The sequence below is a fragment of the Pseudomonas sp. TNT2022 ID1044 genome, from assembly GCF_028656895.1.
GTDB classification, from domain to species: domain Bacteria; phylum Pseudomonadota; class Gammaproteobacteria; order Pseudomonadales; family Pseudomonadaceae; genus Aquipseudomonas; species Aquipseudomonas reinekei.
The window spans coordinates 19250-42705 of record NZ_JAMDHB010000018.1 but is presented as its reverse complement, the minus strand read 5'-3'; the positions used below and the strand labels follow the sequence as shown (position 1 = coordinate 42705).

The 23456-nt window shown below is 62.6% G+C and carries 21 protein-coding genes; 20 read left to right on the top strand and 1 reads right to left on the bottom strand.

Going from position 1 to position 23456, the window contains the following annotated elements; all coding sequences use genetic code 11:
- Positions 1 to 163: 163 nt before the first annotated feature.
- The 19 genes from mnxG to M5G20_RS21090 all read left to right on the top strand — a co-directional run bounded on the left by mnxG (position 164) and on the right by M5G20_RS21090 (position 21764).
- Positions 164 to 6007, top strand: a complete 5844-nt coding sequence (mnxG, locus tag M5G20_RS21180) for a manganese-oxidizing multicopper oxidase MnxG (protein WP_273920689.1) — start codon at positions 164 to 166, stop codon at positions 6005 to 6007.
- Positions 6008 to 6160: 153 nt separating this feature from the next.
- On the top strand, positions 6161 to 8113 hold the full coding sequence (locus M5G20_RS21175) for a cytochrome D1 domain-containing protein (protein WP_273920687.1): 1953 nt from the start codon (positions 6161 to 6163) through the stop codon (positions 8111 to 8113).
- A 13-nt stretch (positions 8114 to 8126) separates the two neighbouring features.
- Entirely contained in the window at positions 8127 to 8783 is a 657-nt protein-coding gene (locus tag M5G20_RS21170) for an SCO family protein (RefSeq protein WP_273920686.1), read from the top strand.
- Positions 8780 to 9406: an SCO family protein gene (locus M5G20_RS21165; protein WP_075949271.1), complete on the top strand. Its 627-nt coding sequence runs from the start codon at positions 8780 to 8782 to the stop codon at positions 9404 to 9406. The genes M5G20_RS21170 and M5G20_RS21165 overlap by 4 nt, the downstream gene beginning before the upstream one ends.
- 9 nt (positions 9407 to 9415) lie before the next feature.
- Positions 9416 to 10966 carry a cytochrome c/ABC transporter substrate-binding protein gene (locus M5G20_RS21160; RefSeq protein WP_273920685.1) on the top strand — a complete coding sequence of 517 codons (1551 nt, stop codon included), beginning with the start codon at positions 9416 to 9418 and terminating at the stop codon, positions 10964 to 10966.
- 13 nt (positions 10967 to 10979) lie between these two features.
- The gene (locus tag M5G20_RS21155; RefSeq protein WP_273920684.1) at positions 10980 to 11933 is read left to right on the top strand and encodes a peptidylprolyl isomerase; all 954 of its coding nucleotides are present in this window, start codon (positions 10980 to 10982) and stop codon (positions 11931 to 11933) included.
- 221 nt (positions 11934 to 12154) lie between these two features.
- Positions 12155 to 12688 (top strand): response regulator, encoded by a 534-nt coding sequence (locus M5G20_RS21150; RefSeq protein WP_273920683.1) that lies wholly within the window; start codon positions 12155 to 12157, stop codon positions 12686 to 12688.
- A gap of 84 nt (positions 12689 to 12772) precedes the next feature.
- The gene (locus M5G20_RS21145; RefSeq protein WP_273920682.1) at positions 12773 to 14479 is read left to right on the top strand and encodes a GspE/PulE family protein; all 1707 of its coding nucleotides are present in this window, start codon (positions 12773 to 12775) and stop codon (positions 14477 to 14479) included.
- A complete protein-coding gene (locus tag M5G20_RS21140) occupies positions 14460 to 15263 on the top strand; it encodes a hypothetical protein (RefSeq protein WP_273920681.1) in 804 nt (267 codons plus the stop codon). The genes M5G20_RS21145 and M5G20_RS21140 overlap by 20 nt, the downstream gene beginning before the upstream one ends.
- Position 15264: 1 nt before the next feature.
- Complete coding sequence (locus M5G20_RS21135) at positions 15265 to 15810, top strand: PilN domain-containing protein (RefSeq protein ID WP_075949265.1); 546 nt, start codon at positions 15265 to 15267, stop codon at positions 15808 to 15810.
- A complete protein-coding gene (locus M5G20_RS21130) occupies positions 15797 to 16345 on the top strand; it encodes a GspMb/PilO family protein (RefSeq protein WP_273920680.1) in 549 nt (182 codons plus the stop codon). Before M5G20_RS21135 ends, M5G20_RS21130 begins: the two co-directional genes overlap by 14 nt.
- Complete coding sequence (locus M5G20_RS21125) at positions 16345 to 16854, top strand: hypothetical protein (RefSeq protein ID WP_273920679.1); 510 nt, start codon at positions 16345 to 16347, stop codon at positions 16852 to 16854. Before M5G20_RS21130 ends, M5G20_RS21125 begins: the two co-directional genes overlap by 1 nt.
- The gene (locus tag M5G20_RS21120; RefSeq protein ID WP_150733574.1) at positions 16851 to 18689 is read left to right on the top strand and encodes a secretin N-terminal domain-containing protein; all 1839 of its coding nucleotides are present in this window, start codon (positions 16851 to 16853) and stop codon (positions 18687 to 18689) included. The genes M5G20_RS21125 and M5G20_RS21120 overlap by 4 nt, the downstream gene beginning before the upstream one ends.
- 2 nt (positions 18690 to 18691) lie before the next feature.
- Positions 18692 to 19165, top strand: a complete 474-nt coding sequence (locus tag M5G20_RS21115) for a type II secretion system protein (protein WP_075949261.1) — start codon at positions 18692 to 18694, stop codon at positions 19163 to 19165.
- Positions 19166 to 19169: 4 nt separating this feature from the next.
- A complete protein-coding gene (locus M5G20_RS21110) occupies positions 19170 to 19544 on the top strand; it encodes a type II secretion system protein (protein WP_273920676.1) in 375 nt (124 codons plus the stop codon).
- Positions 19519 to 20058: a type II secretion system GspH family protein gene (locus tag M5G20_RS21105; protein WP_212624959.1), complete on the top strand. Its 540-nt coding sequence runs from the start codon at positions 19519 to 19521 to the stop codon at positions 20056 to 20058. The genes M5G20_RS21110 and M5G20_RS21105 overlap by 26 nt, the downstream gene beginning before the upstream one ends.
- Entirely contained in the window at positions 20055 to 20444 is a 390-nt protein-coding gene (gene csgE, locus M5G20_RS21100; protein WP_273920674.1) for a curli production assembly/transport protein CsgE, read from the top strand. Before M5G20_RS21105 ends, csgE begins: the two co-directional genes overlap by 4 nt.
- Positions 20441 to 20860: a curli assembly protein CsgF gene (locus M5G20_RS21095; protein ID WP_075949257.1), complete on the top strand. Its 420-nt coding sequence runs from the start codon at positions 20441 to 20443 to the stop codon at positions 20858 to 20860. Before csgE ends, M5G20_RS21095 begins: the two co-directional genes overlap by 4 nt.
- A gap of 31 nt (positions 20861 to 20891) precedes the next feature.
- Positions 20892 to 21764, top strand: coding sequence for a CsgG/HfaB family protein (locus tag M5G20_RS21090; RefSeq protein ID WP_273920673.1), 873 nt, complete (start codon positions 20892 to 20894; stop codon positions 21762 to 21764).
- Between the two features lie 22 nt (positions 21765 to 21786).
- On the opposite strand, the gene ftrA is transcribed toward M5G20_RS21090, so the two are convergent.
- Complete coding sequence (gene ftrA / locus M5G20_RS21085; RefSeq protein WP_273920672.1) at positions 21787 to 22761, bottom strand: transcriptional regulator FtrA; 975 nt, start codon at positions 22759 to 22761, stop codon at positions 21787 to 21789.
- A 99-nt stretch (positions 22762 to 22860) separates the two neighbouring features.
- Between ftrA and M5G20_RS21080 the strand changes: the two genes are divergently transcribed.
- A complete protein-coding gene (locus tag M5G20_RS21080; protein WP_273920671.1) occupies positions 22861 to 23295 on the top strand; it encodes a rhodanese-like domain-containing protein in 435 nt (144 codons plus the stop codon).
- The last annotated feature ends 161 nt before the right edge of the window (positions 23296 to 23456 follow it).

Below are 23456 nucleotides of genomic sequence, written 5' to 3'. Positions count from 1 at the left end.
GCCCCGGCGAAAAAGTGGGGAATAAGTGGGGGATTTCCCCCGACGTGTGAAGCGATAAACACAAGTGATTGAAAAGCCAGCGATTTTTTTATGGCATGCAGATTGCTCAATGGGAATTGTCGAGAATTATTCCCTGTGAGCACCCACAGTGAGGCCCGTGATCATGACCGGCATTTACCACGCTCCACGAATCCTTCCCTGGTTGCTTTTGGTCGCTTCGATGCTCGGTATCGAAATGTCCGAAGCAGCTGTGCGCTGTGAACGCAACCTGGTGGCCAACGTCGTGGCGCTGGACCAGCCGTTGATGTTCAACCGCCTCGGTGCGCAGAACGTCAACGGCATGATGTTCGCCCTGCGCCGCGATGTGGTCGATGAGCGCCAGGTGTCCCTGGAGCAAGGAGGCGCGGCCGTGCCGGGCAAAGTGTCATTGCGACCTGACAAGCGTCCGCGTCCGCTGACGCTGCGGGTGGCTGCCGGTGACTGCCTGACCGTCAACCTGCAAAACCTGCTGGCCTACCAGGCCAACCCCGGTTCCCACAGCAACGGTGGCGAAGAGGAGGAGGGTGAAGAGGAGGAAGGCATCGAAATCGGTGGCGGCCAACAGCAGTTCAAGGCCGATGAGCAAGTGGCTGACCGCCACGTCGGTTTCCAGGTCAACGGCATGCAGGCAGTCAACAGCATCGATGACATCTCGTCCTATACCGGACGCAACGCCAACAGCCTGGTCGCCCCCGGTGCGAGCCGCTCGTACACCCTGTACGCCGAGCGCGAAGGCGCGTTCACGGTGAGCAGCCGTGGCGCGACCTTCGGTGGCGAAGGCGCGGCCGGCAACAACGCCAATGGTCTGTTCGGCCAGGTGGCGGTGATGCCCAAGGGCGGTCGCAGTTACCGCAACACCCTCACCGAAGAAGAGATGCGCCTGGCCACTACCGGGCGCACACCGGCCGGTCAACCGATAGTCGATTACCAGGCGCGCTACCCGCAGCGCGAGCCGTGGATCCGTGAAGGCAAGGCTGGCAAGCCGATCATCAATATGGTCGACGGCAATGAAATCGTCTCCAGCGAAGCCGATGCCATCGTCATGGGCAGCAACGCCGACGGCAGTTTCCCGGCTTCGACTTACCCACTGGAAACACTCGGCAAACGCAACCCGGCGATCCCCAACCGGCTGGAGCCGTTCCGCGATTTCTCCGCGCAGTTCCAGGATGAAACCGCCGTGACCCAAGCGTTCCCCGCTTACTTTGCAGACCCGGTGATGGCCCATGTGCTGGAGCCGACCCGCGACTCGTTCATGATCAACTATGGCGCCGGTGGCATGGGCGCCGAGGTGCTCGCCAACCGCCTGGGCGTGGGGCCGATGCACGACTGCCTGTCCTGCGCCTATGAAGAGTTCTTCCTCAGTGCCCACACCGTCGGCGACGTGGCGATGCTGGTGGACGTACCGGCCAACGCCGGGCTGGAAGGCATCACCCCCGGCCAGACGCCGAACGCCGACCAGGTCGGGATCAAGGCGACCACGGCGCTGTATCCGTCGGAGCCTTCGAACGTCGCCCACAGCTACATCGGTGACTTCGTCAAATTCCGCAATACGCACAACGGCTACGAGCACCACATCTTCCACTTGCACGGCCATCAGTGGCTGTTCAACCCCAACGACGACAACTCCGACTACGTGGATGCCCAAGGCATCGGGCCGGGCGCCGGCTACACCTATGAAATCGCCAACGGCGGTTCGGGTAACCGTAACCGGGTGGCAGGCGACGCGATTTATCACTGCCACTTCTACCCGCACTTCGCCCAGGGCATGTGGGCCATGTGGCGCGTGCATGATGTGTTTGAAGAAGGCACCAAGCTCGAAGTGTCGCAACAGGGCGCCGATGGTTTCCACAGCGAGCCGTATGCCCTGCGCAGCGGCAAACCGGCGGTGGATGCACGGGCGTTGCCCGATGGTGAAATTGTTGCCGGCACGCCAATCCCGGCAGTGGTCCCGCTGCCAGGCAAAGCCATGCCGCCCATGCCCGGCAAAGTCGCGGTCGTGCCGAAAATCGGCGAAACCCTGGTGGCTGCCAACGATGACGATGATGAAGAAGAAGGCGACGACGACGGCGAGCATCATGGCGGCAGTGTGACCGGAGCCATTGGTTCGCTGGCGCTGGTCGATCGTAGCGAAGCCAACCGCAACGCCGATGGCACCCTGAAAAACCCTGGCTATCCATTCTGGATCGGCGGCATGGAAAGTTCGGTCGGCCAACGCCCACCGACTCCACCGCTGGACATGCTCGATGCCGCCACCGCGCAAGCCTTGAAAGCCAGTGGCAAAGCGCTGTGGGCCGACCTCGACCCCAATCAGTCCGGTGGCTGGGACGGCGGTTTGCCGCGCCATGCCCTGGGCGGTGTGTCCGAGGGTGGCGAAGCCGAAACGGTCACCACGTCGCTGGATTTCTCCAAGTCAGTGACACGGGCCAAGCCGATTTACCTGCCTGAGGAGGGCACCGAAGTCGAACAGGCAGCCATGGCTTTCCACGCGAAGAAAGACCACCCAAGCTTCGCCCTGTTGCCCGGCAACCAGATCGTGGCGCGCAACTTCCGCACCAACGGCGCCTTGCCGGTGGCCGGTGCGCCGTACTACGAACCGTGCATGGATGACCGGCAAAAACGCCTGACCAGCAGCGCCGGCACTGGTGAGTTCATGAGTGGCGAGCGTCTGGACGGCATGTCGTTCATCGGCGCCTCGACCTTCACCGCCGACCGTCCACGGGTCTACAAAGCGGCGAATATCCAGTTCGACGCGGTGTACAACAAGGTCGGCTATCACTTCCCGCAAGCGCGCATCCTGGCGTTGTGGGAAGACGCCTGGCCGGTGATCACCAAGCAGCGTCCGCCTGAGCCTCTGGTGATGCGTATGAACACCTTCGATTGCGTGCAGTACCAGCAAACCAACCTGGTGCCGGCCACCTATGAGATGGACGACTATCAAGTGCGCACGCCGACCGACGTGATCGGCCAGCATATTCACCTGCCGAAGTGGGATCTGGTGGCCGCCGATGGTTCATCCAACGGCTGGAACTATGAGGACGGCGTTCTTTCCCCAGGTGCGGTGCAAGAACGCATCGAAGCCATTCGCGAGTTCAACCAGTGCGAAGGCACCGATCCGCGCGATGGCACACCGGCCTGTCCGAAAGCCAAGAATCACCCGTTCTTCGGTCAATATGGCCGGGCCGATTGGGTGGGGGCGCGTACGGCGATGCAGCGCTGGTTCGTCGATCCGGTGGTGAACACCTATGGCGTCGACCGCGGCCTGGGCACCATCTTCACCCACGACCACCTCGGCCCATCGACGCACCAACAGATTGGCCTGTACGCCACTGTTCTGGCTGAGCCGGCCGGATCCACCTGGTTCCATGCCGAAACCGGCGAGCCGCTGTACAGCGGCGCGCGGCAGGACGGCGGACCGACCTCGTGGCAAGCGGTGGTTTCTACCGGTGACCTGGATGGCGACGGCAAGAACGACAGCTTCCGCGAGTTTTTCCTCGAATACAGCGACTTCCAGCACGCCTATGAAGCCGGTGTGTACGTTGGCGCCGGCCCTGACGGCGTGCCGAACCCGCAAGCGTTCCCGGCCACGGCCGACAGCTTCCGCTACGCCATCAACCCGCCGGTACGCGACAACACCAGCGAGTTGCTCGAAGCGGTGGTCGAACTGCGCGGCGGTGTGAAACCGCTCTGCCCGAGCCGGCCATGCCCGCAAGCGATCTCGGTGGATGACCCAGGCATGTTCGTCGTCAACTATCGCAACGAACCGCTGGCCCTGCGGGTGTACGACCCGAACAAGGTCGGCCCGGACGGCAAGCGCGGCATGCAGGCCGACGGCCTGGGCGGCGACCTCGCGTACGCCATGCAAAGCCGTACCGACCGTGCGATCCCGGCGATGAACCTGGCGCCGAACCTGATCACCGCGGCCACCGGCCCAACCGGCGGTACCACGCTGTTCCCGCCGCACATCAACAAGGGCGGCGCCGAGCCGGGCGATCCGTTCACGCCGATGCTGCGCACCTACACCGGTGACAACGTGCGGCTACGGGTGCATGCCGGCGGCCACGAAGAGGAGCACAACGTCACCCTGCACGGCGTGAAATGGCTGCAAAGCGGTTCCGGCTTCGGCAACAGCTCCAACTCCGGCTGGCGCGCGTCGCAGATGGTCGGTATCTCCGAGCAGATGGGCTTCAATGCGCCGGTGTCGATGATCTCCAGTGCGGCGGCGACCACCGGTGACTACCTGTACACCATGGACGCGTCCATCGAGGGTTACTGGAACGGCATCTGGGGTGTGATGCGCAACTACACCGCGCAACGCAGCGACTTGTTCGCCGTGCCGAGCAATCCGAAACCGACCGGCATGCGTAACACCGTGGCGTTCGACGGCATCTGCCCACGCTATGGCGCCAACCCGAACGGCATCGGCACCCGGCCAACCGTGCAACGCAACTATGAAGTGGTCGCGGCCCTGGCCAACGACATCCTCGGCAATCCGTTGGGCCTGTCCATCGATGACCCGGCGGGTATCGGCCAGCATGTTGGCGGGCCGTTGAAACCGGCGGGCGGTACCCTGGTGCTGAACTCGCGGCCGATGAGCATCCCGCAGGTCACGATCAACGATCCTGAAGATGGCGAGACCTTCACCATCGGCGGGCAAAGTGGCCCTCTGCACGACCCGACCGCCATCCTGTATGTGCGCAAGGGCGACCTCGACCCGGTCACCGGCAAGCTGAAACCCGGTGTGCCTGTCGAACCGCTGATCCTGCGTGCAGCGGCGGGTGACTGCATCAACATCACCCTGGAAAACCGTCTGCCGAGCGTCATGCCTGATCTGGCCCAGACCGCGATCATGCAAGGCCTGGCCAAGCGTGACCGCAACGACGGGATGGGCTCGACCACGTTCAACAACAACCTGTTGCGGCCATCGAGCCACGTCGGCCTGCACGCACAACTGCTGGCCTATGACATCACCAAATCCGACGGTGCCAACGTCGGCGCCAACCCGACCCAGACCGTGCCACCGCGCGTCGGCACCACCGGCGCGTACCCGACCCGTACCTACCAGTACTACGCCGGGCACCTGGAGCGTGAAGGCAAACCGATCACTCAACTGGGGCGCAACGTCGACAACATCAACGCCACGGCGGTGGAGTTCGGCGGCTTGAACTTCACCCCGGCGGACGTGATCAAGCAACCGCAAAAAGGCCTGGGCGGTGCGATGAGTGTCCTGCCGATTGGTTCCACCTGGGTTGAAGATGCCAAGCGCGCTTCGGCCACGGTGACCGCGTCGGGCCAGACCACTTACCGCGATTTCGCGATGGTCTGGCAGCGTGCCTTGAATACGCGTTGGGCCAATGGCCGGCCGGTGGAAGGCATTGCCGCGGAAGGCAACGGTGTACCGAACGATCCGAAGGACAACGCCAGCATGGCCATCAACTACAAGATCGAACCAATGTGGTTCCGCTTCGGCCTGGCCCCGGATGCGCCGTTCGGTCACGCCGGCAGCCCCGGCACCTTCGGCGACGTGCCAAACGCGCACATGGCCTACAGCAATGCCCTGGTGGGGGGTGATCCGCAAACCCCGGTGTTCTACGTCAAACCGGGACAACCGTTCCGCACGCACATCCTGATGCCGTCCGGTGGCAGTCGCGGCTCGACCTTCCAGCTCGACGGTCACGTCTGGTCGGTCAACCCGTTCCAGTCGGAGAAGAGCGATCTGGGTGGTTACCCGATGGGCAAGCCAGGCGTGGGCTCGGTGAGGTTCGGGCTCAACCCGATGTCGATGTACATCGGCGCCCGGGAAAGCGTGTTGCCGGCGGCGCACTTCAGCTTCATGCACCCAAGCGCCGGGGGCAGCAATGCGATAGCGGGGGACTACCTGTACCGCGACAACGCTTCCTTCGGTAATACCGCCGGGTTGTGGGGGCTGTTGCGAGTGACCAACGAGCCGGAACCGGCGCCGGCGCCGTAGGGCAGAGAAGACGCGCAATACCTGTGGGGGCGGGCTTGCCCGCGATGGCTGAGTGTCAGGCACTTCATTACGGGATGTGCCGGCCTCATCGCGGGCAAGCCCGCTCCCTCAGGAGAGCGGTGAGGCAGACAAGGATCTGAAGGGGAGTTTGTTATGAACAGGACCATCACTTTCGCCACTTGTGCCCTCGTTGTCGCAGGGGCGCTGATCTGGCTCGGAGTATCGCGTACGACACCGCCAACCCTGCTCAGCGAAGTGGCGCTGCCCGACACCTGGACCGGCCAGACACTTGAACGGGACGGCGTATCGGTGGCCATGCAGGTACGGCCACTGGCCGACGATGGCGTACTGCGCGAAGGTGAGTTCGCTGACGTGCAATTCCGGGTCACCGACAAGGCCTCCGGCCAACCGTTGTCGGGCGTCGCGCCCGGCGCCTGGCTGGACCCGGAAACGGTGGCCGCCGACCTCGCCCAGGGGCGTGACAAGAGTTGCAAATCCCGGGTCGGGCTGTTCCTCAAGTCGAGCATCGGTGCACGGCCGTTACTCGACCTCAATAGCTACTTTCTGCTGGTGATGAACCGCGATGCGAGCATTTCGGTGGTTGACCCGTCGGTGTCGGTGGGCGGCATCACCAGCACCATGGCGCGCATCGACATCAAGCAAGCGCCGATGGATTGGGTGACCCCGCGCGATAACAAGCGCGTGTTCGTCTCGATGCCGGGCGCGGGTGAAGTGGCGGTGATCGACAGCGAACAATTCAAGGTGATCGACTCGATTGCCGCCGGCAGCAACCCGGTGCGCGTGGTGCTGCAACCGGACGAGCGCCTGCTGTGGGTGGGCAACAACGCCAGGGACGCCGGGCAATCCGGGGTCACGGTGATCGATACCGGCAGCCTCAAGACCCTCAAGCATTTGCCCACCGGAGGCGGCCATCACGAGATCGCCTTCAGCAAGGACAGCCGTTTTGCCTTCGTCACCAACCGCGACGACGGCACCCTGAGCATCATCGATATCGCCAGCCTGACCATCAGCAAACAGCTCAAGACTGGTTCGCACCCGTTGTCGGTGGCGTACTCGCCGCTGTCCGGTGCGGCCTATGTGGCCGATGGCAAGGACGGCACGGTGACCGTGGTCGACGCCTCGAGCCAGGCGGTGCGCCGGGTGATCAAGGTGAAGCAGGGGCTCGGTCCGATGGGGTTCAGCGCCGATGGCCGGTTCGGCATTGTGCTCAACACCCTGGAGAACCAGGCCTCGGTGATCGACGCGGCCAACGATTCGCTGATCCATGAACTCGAAGTGGCTGCCGAACCCTATCAAGTGGTCTTCACCAAAGCCTACGCCTACATCCGCGGCCTGGCCTCGCCCAAGGTGACGATGATCAACATGGCCTCCCTGGGCGAAGGCCGCAAGCCGATCACCCAGGGCTTCGAAGCCGGGCCGAAGCCGCCACGGCTGGCCGGTGACTTGCCGCTGGCGTCGAGCCTGGCGGTGTCGCGGGACGACAACGCGGTGTTTGTGGTCAACCCGACCGACAACACCACGTACTTCTACGCCGAAGGCATGAACGCGCCGATGTCCGGCTACCCCAATCGCGGGCAAGTGGCGCGGGCGGCGATGGTGATCGACCGCAGCCTGCGCGAAGTCGAGCCGGGACTGTACAGCTCGAGGATCCAGTTGCCGTCGGCAGGGCGCTTCGACGTGGCGTTCCTGCTCAATCAGCCGAACATCATCCACTGCTTCAACACCGTGGTGCAGGCCAACCCGGCGATCGCTCAGCCAATGGGCACCGAAAAGGTGGAGTTCCTGCTCGACAAAACCACCGCCACCCTGGGCAGCCCGTACGTGGTGCGTTTCCGCATCGTGCAGGGCAAGCAGAAGGTTGAGCGCAGCGGGGTCAAGGACGTTCAGGTGCGTTACTTCCTGGCACCGTCCTCCCGGCCTCAGACCGTTGCGGCACTGGACGTCGGCAACGGGGTGTATGAAGCCCCGGTGACCCTTGACCAGAAAGGCGCCTGGTACCTGCACGTGCGTGCGGCGTCCCTGGGCGCGGAATTCGGCGACCAGACTTTTGCCAGCGTCCGGGTGCTGCCCGACGCCGCTCATTGAAGAGGACTTCGACATGAACCGATTTGCACATCGTGGACTGCTGACACTCTGCCTGTTGGCCGTCGGTATCGGACAGGCCCTGGCCCACTCGGCGGATGAACACGCGGGGCACACCATGCCGGCCAAAAGCGCCAGTTCGGAGAGCGCCCAGGTCAAGTTCGCCGACGTGGCGCTGGTGGACCAGAACGGCAAGAGCGTACGCCTGGAACAAGACCTGATCAGCAACAAGATCGTGGTCATGAGCTTCATCTACACCAGTTGCACCACGGTGTGCCCGGTGGTCTCTTCGATCATGGGCAAGGTGCAGAAACAGCTCGGGGCGCGGGTCGGCACCGAGGTGCAGCTGGTGTCGATCAGCATCGACCCTCAGCGCGACGATGCCAAACGCCTGAACGACTACGCCCGCACATTCCAGAAAGGGCCGGGCTGGAGCTGGCTGACCGGCTCACCGCAGTCGGTCAGCGAAACGCTCAAGGGCCTCGGCTCGTTCAGCGGTGACTTCAAGAGTCACCAGCCGTTGATCCTCGTGGGTGACGGCAACAGTCGCCACTGGACCCGCTACTACGGCTTCACCGATCCGATGGTATTGAGCCGTGAAGTCGAGAAACTCAGCGGCGAACGCAACGCCCATGCCAAACACACCGCCATCGCCATGGAGCATCAGCCATGAAAGCGCTCGCCTTGATATTCCTGACCATGTGCTTTTGCCTGATCAGTTTTCTGGCGTTTTCCCATGAGGGACATGAGCAACCGGCACCCGCTACCGCGACAGCCGCGGCGCAACCGGCGAGCGGCACCCGCGATGCGAAAACCTGGTTCACCGACACGCCGTTGCAGGACCAGAACGGCAACACCCTGCGCTTCTACAGCGATGCCCTGCAAAACCGCGTGGTGCTGCTCAATGTGATTTTCACCAGTTGCACCGATGCCTGCCCGTTGATCACCCAAAAGCTCAAGGAAGTACGTGAAGCGCTGGGCGACAAGGCGGACGGCATCACCTTTATCTCCCTTACCAGTGATCCGCTGCGCGATACACCGGCGGTACTCAAGGCTTACACCTTGAAGCAGGGCGTCGATGGGCCCCACTGGCTTTTTCTTACCGGCGACAAAGCGCAAATGGACCTCGTTCTGGGACGTATCGGCCAGGTCATCCCGAGCCCCGAGCAGCACTCCACCCAGTTGATCGTGGGCGATGTGGCCAACAAACGCTGGAGTAAAATCCGCCCTGATGCCCCGGCCGCTGCCATTGCCCAACGCTTGCAGTTGCTGACGATGCCCGTGGCCGGCCGTTGAGTACGCGCCATGAAAAACGCCCTCATCCTCGGCCTGTTCCTCCTCGGTGGCATCAGCTGCGCCACCCACGCCTTGACGCTGACGCCCGGCGAAAGTGCGGGCAAGCGGCTGTACCGCGAAGGGGTGTCGGCGAGCGGTGAGCCGATCATGGCCCGGGTCGGGGCGTCCGGCATGTTGCTGCCGGCCAGCAGCCTGCCGTGTGCCAATTGTCACGGCAACGATGGCCTGGGCCGACCCGAGGGTGGCGTACGACCGCCGGACCTGACCTGGTCGCGGCTGACCAGCACCTATGGCCAGCAGCACATCAACGGCCGCGCTTACCCGGCGTATACCGAAGGCACCTTGGCCCGGGCGATCCAGGAAGGGCGCGACCCGGGCAACAATCGGCTCGACCCGGCGATGCCGCGGTTCGTGCTGTCGATGAGTGATCAACGCAACCTCACGGCGTACCTCAAGCGCCTGGCCGATGAGCGCGATCCGGGTCTGAGCCCCGACAGTCTGCATCTGGGCACGTTGTTGCCCAGCACCGGGCCCTTGAGCGAGGAGGGCGCGACCGTGGCGGCGGTGCTGCGGGGCAGCGTCGCGCGGATCAACGAAACAGGCGGGATACACGGTCGACAGTTGCGCCTGACCATTCTCGATCCCGGGCCGGACCGTGCCAGTGCCGAGCAGGCGCTGGACCAACTGATCGACCAGGAACAGGTGTTCGCCCTGATCGCACCGTTGGTGCCGGCGCTGGATAACGAGTTGGCGCCGCGCCTGGAGCAGGCCGGTGTGCCACTGATCGGACCGCTGTCATTGCAAGGCCCGGCCCGGCTCAGTCGGCAGATTTTCGAACCGCTGCCGGGGCTGCGAGAACAAATGATCGCCCTGGCCAATTACGCCGCCGCCAGTCTGCGGGTATTGCAAGGGCCGACGCTGATCGCCTATCCGGACGAACCCGGCCAGCGGCAGGCGGCGGAAACACTCGCGCAGTACCTGCAAGACAACGCCTGGCAGAAAGTGCGCCTGCAACCCTACGCGTCGTCGCAGGACGAACTGCCCCTGGGCTCGCGTTCGGTGTTCTACATGGGCAGCAGCGGCGGTTTCAGCCAACTGGCCGAGCGTCTGCAAACGGCGGGGCAGGTGCCCTACCTGTTTGCCGCGTCGAATCAGGTGGCGGGCGACCTGTTGCAAGTGCCCAGCGGTTTTTCACGACGGGTGTTTCTGGCTTATCCGTTTGTGCCCGGCGACTGGACAATTGCCGGACGCCTGGCCCTGACCCAGTTGCGCGAACGGCAAAAGCTCGGTGGTGAACACGCGGTCCTGCAGGTCGGCGCGGTCAGTTCGATGATGTTGCTCAGTGAAGGCATGAAGCAGGCCGGGCGCGATGCCAGCCGCGAGAAACTGATCACGGCCCTTGAAGGCCTGCATGACTTCGATACCGGCCTGACTCCGCTGATCAGCTTCGGACCGGGTCGCCGACTGGGCCTGAGCGGCGCGCATATTGTCACCGTGGACCTGCCGGACCAGCGCTTTTACCTGGTTGCACCGTACAAACCCATCGCCGCCATGCCCTGACCGGAGGCCGAACATGACACTCAAGACTTTGCTGGTGCTGTTGACGTTATGGGTTCCCGCCGCGTTTTGCAGCAATGGGCCGGCCGTGGCACGGGTCAATGGCGAGGAAATCTCCCAGTTGCGCCTGGAGCGGTATTTCGTCGAGTACCTGGAAGATCAGGGGCGCGCACTGGGCAGCATCCGCAATCCCAAGGCGTACAAGCAATTGCGCAAGGCCGCCCTGGATGCCTTGATCGACAAAGAATTGCTCTGGCAGGAGTCCGTCAAGCGCGGCGTGGTGGTCAGCGATGCCGCGGTGCAAAGCCAGGTCGATCAGACACGTCAGGCCTTCGGTGGTGCCGAGGTATTCGCCCGACGCCTGGAGGACGCCGGTTTCGATGAAGCGACCTACATCGAATACACCCGCCGTGACCTGGCGGCCCAGCAGATGTTTGCCGAACTGACCAAAGTCAGCGAACCGGACGAGAAAGAGGTGCAGGCGTTTTTTACCGAGCATCGCGCCGAAATGAACCGGCCCGAGCAAGTTCAGGCCAGGCATATCCTGATCAAAGTGCCTCAGGGAGCGCAGCCTTCCACAGTTGAGGCGGCAAGGCTACGCTTGGAAGCAATGCGAACGAGCATCAATGCCGGGGCAGACTTTGCCAGTGTCGCCAGGGCCGGTTCCGAAGACGCTTCGGCCAGCGAGGGCGGTGATCTGGGCTATTTTTCGCGGGGGCGCATGCTGCCTGAGTTCGAGGCCGCGGCCTTTGCCCTGGCGCCGGGAGCGGTCAGTGAGCCGGTGCGCACAGCGGTGGGATGGCATCTGATTTATGTACAGAACCGAATGCAGGAAACCGATGTCACACAAGAGCAGGGACTTGAGATGGTTCGGGCTTACCTTGCCCGACAGAAACAGGTCCAGGCTCGCCTGCAAGTACTGGCACAGCTGCGTTCCAGCAATCGAATCGAACGGGTTGACGACGATTGAGCATTCCCCAACAGTGGGGGAAAGCATCAATGCACATCCGTTCGCTTTTCCCCGCTTTTGGGGGGTGGGGCCTGTGGGCGTAATGGCATTGCTTTTAAATTCAAGGACATGAATGCATAAAATTACCGGCGCTCAGCCTGGCATGAAGTGTGCGTTAGACCTATCAAGGCGCGCACTCCATCAGGCTCGGTATTCGGACCTGCGGTTTCAAGGAGTCCACCTTGTTAAACAAAGTACTGGTTGTTGACGACGAACAACTTCTTGCAGAAAACCTCCAGGGTTACCTGCAGGCGCAAGAGTTGGACGTCCGGATTGCTCACGACGGTGCACAAGGAATCGCTGAAGCTAACGATTTCGCACCCGATGTGATGGTGTTCGATTACCGCTTGCCCGATATGGAAGGCTTTGAGGTGCTTGATGCCGTCCGCCAGAACAGGAACTGTCATTTTGTGCTGATCACCGGGCACCCCACCGCAGAAGTTTGCGAACGGGCGCACCAACTGGGAGTCAGCCACATCCTGTTCAAACCGTTTCCGTTGGCGGAATTGGCCCGGGCAGTGCTGGACCTTCTAGGCAGGAAGCGCGAACCCAGAACAGGTGCGAGCATTTCCGAAGGATTCGTCGAACGACGCCAGAGCAGGACCGAAAGTTTCCCGCTGCAGTTGTACGACGGTAGTTGGGTGCTTGCAGATCGCCGACGAAGTTCCACGGTCTCGACAGCGCCAGACGACGAACAATTGCTCACCGGGGAGTAGTGGCGCGACAAGACGTTCCGGCCTCCACCGAAATGGCTCGCCGCGCCGACAGGGCTCAAAGCCCCGGGCGTTGGAGAGCAAGCCATGGACCGTCTATCAATTGTCGTCGATGCTGCGCCGCTGGATTGTGTACCGACCCGGTTTACCAGTGAGCAATTGGCCCAGGCGCGGGCACTGGCCGCCACTTCCGGCGAACGCATGCTGGAGACTCTTGCAGAACTGAGTGAACTGGCCCCGATGCCGTTCATCCAATGCCTTGGCGCCACGTTGCACTATCCGGTACTCGACACCGACAGCCTGTTTCAATCCACCCCTGTTTTCGACCGGGTCACTCTGGCCCAATGCCTCAAGCGCGAATTCACCCTGCTGCGTCAAGACGACGCGGTCATCGGCGTGTTTGCCGACCCCTTCGACACCGCACGCCTGGCCTGGATCGACGACTGCCTGCACGGCGCGGCGTTGTACCTGGTGCATGCCGACGACCTGAAAGCCTACCTGGCGCGCCACGAAGAGAGCTTCCACGCGGTGGAATCGCTCAACGCTCAGAGCGACACCGGCGCCGAGATCGATAACCTGCAAAGTCTGTCCCTGACCAGCATCAGCGAAGATTCCAGCGTGGTGGTCAAGCTGGTCAACTCGACCCTCTATGACGCGCTGAAAATGCACGCCAGCGATATCCACCTGGGCACCACCGGCAGCGGTCTGGTGATCAAGTACCGCATCGATGGCGTGTTGAACAACATCAGCAAAATCCAGGGCAATGAGTTTGCCGAACAGGTGATCTCCCGGGTCAAAGTCATGGCCGAGCTGGACATCGGCGAGAAGCGCGTGCCCCAGGACGGTCGCTTCAAGATCGGCATCAGTGGTCGGCAGATCGACTTCCGGGTATCGATCATGCCGAGCATTTTCGGTGAAGACGCGGTGCTGCGGGTGCTCGATAAACAGGACCTGGCCGACAAGGTCTGCGGCGTGCAGCTGCAGGCCCTGGGCTTCGAAGAAGAAACCCTGCGCCAACTGCGCCGACTGGCGGCCGAACCCTACGGCATGGTGCTGGTGACCGGCCCCACCGGCAGCGGCAAGACCACCACGCTGTACGCGATGATCACCGAGATCAACCACGGCGTGGACAAGATCATCACCATCGAAGACCCGGTCGAGTATCAACTGCCGGGCGTGCTGCAAATTCCGGTCAACGAAAAGAAAGGCCTGACCTTCGCCCGGGGCCTGCGCTCAATTCTGCGTCACGACCCGGACAAGATCATGGTCGGTGAAATCCGCGACCCGGACACCGCGCAAATTGCCGTGCAATCGGCACTCACCGGTCACCTGGTGTTCACCACCATCCACGCCAACAACGTGTTCGACGTGATCGGCCGGTTTACCCAGATGGAAATCGACCCCTACAGCCTCGTCAGCGCCCTCAACGCGGTCCTGGCCCAGCGCCTGATCCGCCTGGTCTGCACCAGTTGCAGCAGCGCGTATGTCCCGAGCGAAGAAGAGCTGGAAACCTCGGGGCTCGATCCACAGCAGGTCGCTCACTACCGGTTCGTCCACGGCAAGGGGTGCGGCCACTGCCGCGGCACCGGTTACCGCGGACGCAGTGCGATCGCCGAACTGCTGCACCTGGACGACGAACTGCGGCAGATGATCGTCGAGCGCCAACCCATCTCGAAAATCAAGGCGCATGCCTGCAAACGTGGTTTGCGCCTGTTGCGCGAGTCAGCCCTGGAACTGGTGCAACAAGGCAGGACCACTCTCGAGGAGATCAATCGTGTCACTTTTATCTCGTGAGCATTATGTCGCCGTACTCGGCGCCAGTGGTGTCGGCCTCGGCCAGCGTCGGGGCAGCGAAACCCTGTGGCTGGGCAGCGTCGGCTACATCGACGAAGGCTTTCAGGCCTGGACCGTGGCCCTGGAAACCCTCGATCATCTGCTGTGTGAACACACCCGCGCCGGTGCGGAATTGACCGTGGTGGTTTCCGGGCACTTCAGCCGCTTTTGCCTGGTGCCCTGGAGCGAGCAGATCAGCAGCCCGGAAGAACTTCGCGGGTTTGCCCAGCTGTGTTTCGAAGACCTCTACGGTGCGGTGAGCCAACCCTGGAGCCTGGTACTCTCCGCCGAGCCGGCCGGCTACGACCGCATCGCCACCGCACTGCCGCAGGACTTGCTCGACCGCCTGCGGACGCTGGTCAGCGGTCGGGGCCTGCGTCTGCGCTCGGTGCAGCCTTACCTGATGGCGGCGTTCAACCACTTCGATAAAAGCTTCGACGCCGGCGACTTCCTGTTCGTTGTCGCCGAGCCGGTGCGCAGCGTGCTGCTGCTGGCCCGCGAAGGTCGCTGGGCGGCGGTGCGTTCGGTGGGCAGCAGCGACAGCGATGCAGCACTGACCGCGCTGATCGGTCGCGAAAGCCAATTGCAGGCCTCCACCAGCGAACGGCCACTGAACGTTTACCTGCACGCCCCGGCGCGCATCGACTCGCCTCCAGAAGTGGCCGGTGTGCACGTGCGCACCCTTGAAGAGGACCGGACTGCCGTACGCGATTGCCTGTACGTCATGTCTCGGGCGGTGGCCTGACATGCGCCCGCTGATGCTCGACTTCCAGCCGCGCCGCCGCTCGAGCCCTCTGGGCTGGAGCCTGCTGGCCGGGGGCGCGGTGCTGGCGCTGAGTTGCATCCTGATCCAGCAACACCTGAGCGGGGAGGCCGAGCAACAGCAAGGTCACCTGCAAACCGCCCAACGCGTGCTCACCGGCGACACCGGCACCAAGGTCAGCCTGACCCCGGCCGAAACCCGCGAGCAGGCGCAGAATCTGGCCGAGATGCGCAAGGTCTCGCAGCAATTGCGCCGCCCTTGGGAGCGCCTGTTCGCCACGCTCGAATCGATGCCCCGGGACAACATCGCCTTGCTGACCCTGACCCCGGACGCCCGCAAGGGCCAGGTACGGATCAGCGCCGAGGCGCGGGATCTGGACGCGATGCTCGACTTCCACCGGCGCCTCGAAGCCAGCGACGAGCTGACCGACGTGTCGCTGCTCAGCCACGAAATCGTCGCCAACGTGCCGGAACAACCGGTCCGCTTCAACCTGTCGGCTACCTGGGAGATCGGCGATGCAAATCCCTAGATTGATCGTCCACGAATACCTGCAAAGCCTGGGTGTGCCCGGCCTGGCAGGGATGGTCATGCTGGTGGTGGCGCTGACCTGGGGCCTGGGTGGTTTGCTGCCGGACTGGCAATCGCTGCAGCAACTGAGCCAGCAAACCCGCGAGGCCAGTGAATATCTGGCCAGGGTCGAGGAGGGCAGCGTCGCTGCACCGGTGGTGCCGCAGCGTCAGCTCGATGATTTCCGCAGCAAATTGCCGACCCAGCCGCAGGCCACGGTCGCCATCGACAAGATCTACGCGCTGGCTGCCCAGGAACGCATCACCCTGTCCCGTGGCGAGTACTCGCTGGGCATCGATCCGAAGACGCACCTGGCGCGCTATCAGATTCTGCTGCCGGTGCGTGGCAGCTACCCGCAACTGCGGCGCTTCATGCACGCCTTGCTCCGCCAGTTGCCGGCGGTGGTGGTCGAGGACCTGGAGTTGCAGCGCAAAAAAATCGCCGACACCGACCTGAACGGCCGGATCCGCATGACCCTTTACCTGTCGAGGTCATGATGAACAGCAAACGCGTTGTGGGTTGGGTGGCGTTCCTCGGTGTCGCAGCGGCGCTGACCGGGTTGCCCGAGTATTTCAAGCAGGCCGACGACACTGATGTCGGGGTGGCTGCCGTCGCCACGCCTGCTGAGGGCAAGGCGCGGCAAGTGGCGAAAGCCTCCGCTGCGCCCGCGCCGATCAGGGACTTGAGCCCGGCCGGCGACCTGTTTGCCGCCCGTAGCTGGAAGTCGGCGCCAAAGCTCGCCAGCGTCACCGAACAACCCGTCTACGTTGCTCCGGTCGTGCAGGCCCCCACTGCACCGCCGATGCCTTTCCAGTTCATTGGCCGGATCGATGATCGCACTGACCTGCAAGTGTTTTTGCAGAGCGGCGAGAAAATCTACGTCGTGCGCAAGGGGGATGTGATCGACGAAACATGGAAGATCGAGGGGATTTCCGATCTGGAACTGAGCCTGGTCTATTTGCCTCTGCATTTGTCCCAGACCTTGTCTGTGGGGAGCGCGCAATGAACAAATCCCGTTTGCTGATGAGCCTTTGCCTCTGTGCAGGGCTGGCCGCGTGCAGCTCGGCGCAGGTTGCCAAGGAAGAGGCTTCTGACCTGATCGAACAGGGTCAGTATGAAGCCGGCCTGGCCCGGATCGAGGAAGGATTGCGCGAAAACCCTCGCGACACCGAACTGCACATCGCGCTCAACAGTGCCCGTGCCCGCGCGATCACCGCGCTGCTGACCCAGGCCGACATGGACCGCACGCAACGTGATTTTGCTTCGGCGCGCATGGGCTACGGCCGGGTGCTGACCATCGAACCGAACAACCGTCGCGCCCAGGACGCCATGCGTCAGCTGGAACACATGCGCAGCCTCGATGAAAAACTCGAACTGGCCCGTGGTGACCTGCGTCGGGGCGACATCTACGGGGCCGAGCGCCAGGTGCGGCAGATCCTCGAACTGGACCCGAACAACGAGGGCGCGCTGGAACTGCAAGGCAATATTCGACTGGTGCAAAGCCGCAACGTGGTGCCTTACCCGCAACTGCGTACCCGCCTCGACAAACCGGTGACCCTGGAATTTCGCGACGCCAACCTGAAAACCATTTTCGAAGTGCTGTCCCAGGTGGCCGGTTTGAATTTCATCTTCGACAAAGACCTGCGCCCGGACATGAAAGCCACGATATTCGTGCGTGACGTGCGCATCGAAGACGCGGTGGAGCTGCTGCTGCAACAGAACCAGCTGCATCAGAAAGTGGTCAACGAAAACACCTTGCTGATCTACCCGGACTCGCCGCAGAAGCTCAAGGATTATCAAGAGCTGGTGATGCGCACCTTCTACCTGACCAGCATCGATGCCAACACCGCACTGAACATGATCAAGACCATGCTCAAGACCCGCGACGTGTTCGTCGATGAACGCCTCAACACCCTGACCATGCGTGACACCGGTGACGCGATCCGCATGGCCGAGAAACTCCTGCAATCGCAGGATCAGTCCAACCCGGAAGTGGTGCTGGAAGTGGAAGTGATGGAAGTCGCCACCCAGCGGATTCTCGACCTTGGCCTGCAATGGCCGAACACCTTCGGTGTGGTCAACAGCGACGGCTCGGCGGTGACCATTCTTGATCAACTCAAGGGCATCAACTCCAGTCGCATCACCATCTCGCCCTCGCCACAAGCCAAGATCAATGCCCAGGACAAGGACATCAACACTCTGGCCAGCCCGGTCATCCGCGTCAGCAACCGTGAGCAGGCGCGTATCCACATCGGTCAGCGCGTACCGATCATCAGCGCCACTTCGGTGCCTTCGACCCAGGGGCCGGTGATCACCGAAAGCGTGACTTATCTCGACGTCGGTTTGAAACTGGAAGTGCAGCCGACCGTGCACCTGAACAACGAAGTGGCGATCAAGGTCGCGCTGGAGGTGAGTAACGCCACCCCACTGGAACCGACCCGCCAGGGCACGATTCCGGTCCAGGTCGATACCCGTAACGCGCAGACCACACTGCGTCTGCACGACGGCGAAACCCAGATCCTCGCCGGCCTGATGCGCAACGACCATGGCAGCACCGGCAACAAGATACCTGGCCTGGGTGACATTCCTGGCCTGGGCCGGTTGTTCGGCAGCAATAAGGACGACGTCAGCAAATCCGAACTGGTGCTCTCGATCACCCCGCGGATCGTGCGCAACCTGCCTTACCAGAGCCCGTCGGACATGGAATTCGCTACCGGCACCGAAACCAGCATGCACATCCAGGCACCCGACCGTCGGATGGAAGCCGCGATCCAGCCTGAGCGTATCGATCGGCCGGTGGCGTCCAACGTCACCACGCAAGTCACCGTCGGGAAGCCTTGATCATGAACGCCTCGCAACGCGGTTTTACCTTGATCGAAGTCGTGGTGACGCTGTCCCTGATCGGCCTGCTGGCCGGCATGGCCGCGCCGCTGACCGAGACCGTGGTGCGCCGGGGCAAAGAGCAGGAACTGCGTACTTCGCTGTACCAGATCCGCGATGCCATCGATGCCTACAAGCGTGCATTCGACGCCGGTTACATCGAGAAATCGCTGAACAGCAGCGGCTACCCGCCAAACCTGCAAGTACTGGTCGAAGGCGTACGGGACGTGCGCAGCGCCAAGGGGGCCAAGTTCTATTTCCTGCGGCGCGTGCCCCACGACCCGCTGGCGCCGGTCAAGCGTGACGACGAAGGCGGCTGGGGCGTGCGCTCCTACGACAGCACGGCTGAAAACCCGCGTGAAGGTGAAGACGTCTTCGACGTTTATTCCAAGGCCCGGGGCAAGGGTCTCAACGGCATCGCGTACCGGGAGTGGTGAGCATATGCGCCGGCAAAAGGGTTTTACCCTGCTCGAACTGATGGTGGTCATGGCAATCATCGCGACGCTGATGACCATCGCCTTGCCCCGTTATTTCAACAGCCTGGAGGCCTCGAAAGAGACCACCTTGCGCCAGAGCCTGTCGGCCATGCGTGAGGCACTGGATCAGTACTACGGCGACACCGGGCGTTATCCCGATTCCATCGATCAACTGGTCGAGCAGCGTTACCTGCGCAATTCACCGATGGACCCGATTGCCGAGCGCAAAGATGCCTGGGTCATGGTTGCACCGCCTGACGGCGTGGCCGGCGGCGTCGCCGATATCAAGAGCGGTTCCACAGGGAGGGCGCGTGATGGCAGCCTTTATTCCGAGTGGTAAGCCGGCGTCAGAAGACGGCTTCACCTACCTGGGTGTGCTGTTCCTGATCATGGTGATGGGCATGGGCCTGGCCAGTGCCGGCGAGTTGTGGTCCACCGCTTCACGCCGTGACCGCGAGCGCCAGTTGCTGTGGGTCGGTACCCAGTACGCCCAGGCGCTGCGCAGCTATTACCGCAGCTCGCCAGGCCTGGCGCAGTACCCGAAAGAACTCGCCGACCTGTTGCAGGACGAGCGTTTTCCCGGTGCCAAACACCACATCCGCCAGCTGTATCCCGACCCGATTGGCGGCGGCGAATGGTTCCTGATGCGCGGCTTCGACGGACGCATCACCGGCATCAGCAGCCCGTCCACGGACAAGCCGCTCAAGCAGGCGGATTTTCCCGCGCAATGGTCGGATTTCAACGGCATGGCCAGTTACAAGGACTGGCAGTTCGTGGCCGAGAAAGCCTTTATCGACGGCGCTTCCGGCCCGGCCAAAGGCTTGTCGCAACAGCCACAGGCGGCGCAGCCATGAACAGATTCTGCCTGGCGTTCATCCTGGTGCTGTGCACCTCTGCGGCTTCGGCCAGCGAAGAGGACGAGATGCTCGGTTTCATCATCGACGACACGATCTCGCACATCGGCCACGACTTTTATTACTCGTTCAGTGAACGCCTGCGCGCCACCAGCCCGATGGATTTCAACCTGGTGGTTCGCGAACGACCATCGGCTCGCTGGGGCAGCCTGGTGACCGTGGAATTTCAACAGCGTTTGGTCTATCGGCGCTTCCTGCCGCCGAACACCGTGGAGCTCAAGGACGAGGCCTATGACGCCGCCGACTGGGTACGCGGGCAGATTGTCCAGCGCAAGCTGGAAGCCTTGTTGCAGGACACAACGGACCTTGAGAGGGACGAACTATGAAAACGAAAACGTTCTTGCAGCGCACCGGTTTGTGCTTGCTCGGCCTCGGCAGTCATGGTCTGGTCCAGGCCACGGAGCTGGTCTACACGCCGATCAATCCATCGTTTGGCGGCAACCCGTTGAATGGCACCTGGCTGCTCAACAACGCCCAGGCGCAGAACGACTATGACGACCCTGACTTGAAGGACCGCGCCGCCCTGACCGGCACTTCGGCCCTGGAACGCTTCAGCAGCCAGTTGCAATCGCGATTGCTGGGGCAACTGCTGGACAACATCTCCACCGGCAATACCGGAAGCCTGTCCACGGACGCTTTCATCGTCAACGTCCTCGACGACTCGGGGCAACTGACGATTGAAGTGACCGACCGAGCGACCGGTGAAGTGTCTGAAATCAAGGTTAATGGCCTGGCCCCTTGACGGGCATTTGGGCTGATGGGGAGCGACGGATATGAAAAAGATAATTTTGCTAGGGATGCTGTTGGCAGCACTTCAAGGCTGCAGCCTGCGCGAGCCGGTCGGCGCCGAGCAGGACACCGAAACGCCGACCCTGACACCCCGGGCGTCGACCTATTACGACTTGATCAACATGCCGCGGCCCAAGGGCCGGCTGATGGCGGTGGTGTATGGTTTCCGTGACCAGACCGGACAATACAAGCCGACCCCTGCCAGCTCGTTTTCCACCAGCGTCACCCAGGGCGCGGCGAGCATGCTGATGGACGCCATGCAGGCCAGCGGCTGGTTCGTGGTGCTGGAACGGGAAGGGCTGCAGAACCTGCTGACCGAACGCAAGATCATCCGCGCGTCGCAGAAAAAGCCGAACACACCCGTGAACATCCAGGCTGAACTGCCACCGCTGCAAGCGGCGAACATGATGCTCGAAGGCGGGATCATCGCCTACGACACCAACGTCAAGAGCGGCGGGGAAGGCGCGCGCTACCTGGGCATCGACATTTCCCGCGAGTATCGGGTGGATCAGGTGACCGTGAACCTGCGGGCGGTGGACGTACGCAGCGGGCAGATACTGGCCAACGTGATGACCAGCAAGACCATCTACTCCGTGGGCCGCAGTGCCGGCGTGTTCAAGTTCATCGAGTTCAAGAAACTGCTCGAGGCCGAGGTCGGCTATACCACCAACGAACCGGCGCAACTGTGTGTGCTGTCGGCGATCGAATCGGCGGTGGGGCATTTGCTGGCGCAGGGTATCGAGCGGCGTTTGTGGCAGGTTGCCGGGGATAACTCGCAGCCTGTGCAGAATGAGACGCTGGATCGTTATCTGACGCAGAACAGAGTGACGCCTGAGGGGGAGGGTTCGGACGAGTGAACCGAGGCGGTTTTGGGCGACCTCAGGAAATGGCCTTTGTCTGCCGGCCAAACCGCTCCCGATACACCGACGGCGGCACTCCGACGACACTGCGGAACGCCACCCGAAAACTTTCCACCGACCGATAACCACAGCGCAGGGCAATCTGCTCGGTAGTGTGGTCGGTGCTTTCCAGCAACTCACGCGCACGCCCCAACCGTTCATGTTGCAGCCACGTTTTCGGCGACTGCCCGCTGGCCTCGCTGAAGCGCCGCAAAAATGTGCGTTCACTCATGGCCGCTTCGCTGGCCAGGTCGCGCACTTCCAGAGGTTCATGCAGACGCTCGCGCGCCCACTGCATGACGCGGGAAAGATCGCTGCGTGGGGTCGGGCTGACCGGTGTCGGAATGAACTGCGCCTGGCCACCGCTGCGTTGCGGTGACATCACCAGACGCCGCGCCACCGAGTTGGCCACCTGCGTGCCGAAATCCCGCGCCACCAGATGCAGGCAAGCATCGATGCCGGCTGCACTGCCGGCAGAGGTAATCAACTGGCCCGAGTCGACATACAGCACGTCCGGGTCCACCAGAATATCAGGGAAACGTTCCGCCAGTTCGCGGGTATAGCGCCAGTGGGTGGTGGCGCTACGCCCGTCGAGCAAACCGGTGGCAGCCAGCACGAAGACGCCCGAACAGATCGACAACAAACGTGCGCCCCGGGCGTGGGCCTGGCGCAGGGCGGCGAGTAGTGCGTCGGGCACGGCGGCGTTGCGGTCACGCCAGCCGGGAATGATGATGGTCCGCGCCTGCTCCAGCAATTCCAGGCCGCCATCGGCCAGCACTTGAATACCGCCCATGGCGCGCATGGGGCCTTGATCGACGGCTGCGATCTGATGGCTGTACCAAGGGAAATCGAACTCCGGCCGCGCGAGGCCGAAGATCTCCACGGCGATGCCGAACTCGAAGGTGCAGAGGCCGTCGTAGGCCAGAATCGCGACCAATCCAGGGGTGGGTTGCATTTGGCGGAAAGTTCCCGGTGAGTGTCTTGTGCGCCACTTTAGCCGCAAGTGACAGGCAGATAAAGTCTGTTCACCCCCCAAAACTCTGGAGCACAACCCATGACCAGCCTGGTCCGTGAAATTCCTGCAGCCCCCTCGGCGATTGCCCTGATGCACTTCAGCAATCGTCTGACCTTTGAAACCGATTGTTCCGACGTTCATGGCAGCCAGGCGGCTGGCGTGGTGGATTTTGTTCTGGTCGATGTGCGCGGCCCGCTGGCGTTCGAGCGGGGGCATGTGCCGGGGGCGATCAACATTCCGGGGCGACTGCTCAACGCCGGGCGCCTGGCGACTTACCCAAAAACCAGCCTGTTCGTGGTCTATTGTGCCGGCCCGCACTGCAACGGCGCGAACAAGGCGGCAGTGAAACTGGCGGCGCTGGGTTACCCGGTCAAGGAGATGATCGGCGGCGTGAGTGGCTGGCTGGATGAAGGTTTCGCGTTGAATGTGACGACGGCGCGCCCGGTGAGCGACGTAATCGGTTGCGAGTGTTGATCTTTTAAATAGCCATCCAGCCTCACCGCAACATCCTGGCCTTTTTCTGTATTTATTTGTCGCTTCGAAATAATTGACGTGGCTGAAGCCACCATAGACTGCCGGCCACTTCGGTCCTTGTCAGCCACACGCTGAGACCGAAAGTTGCCATTCGAAGCTGC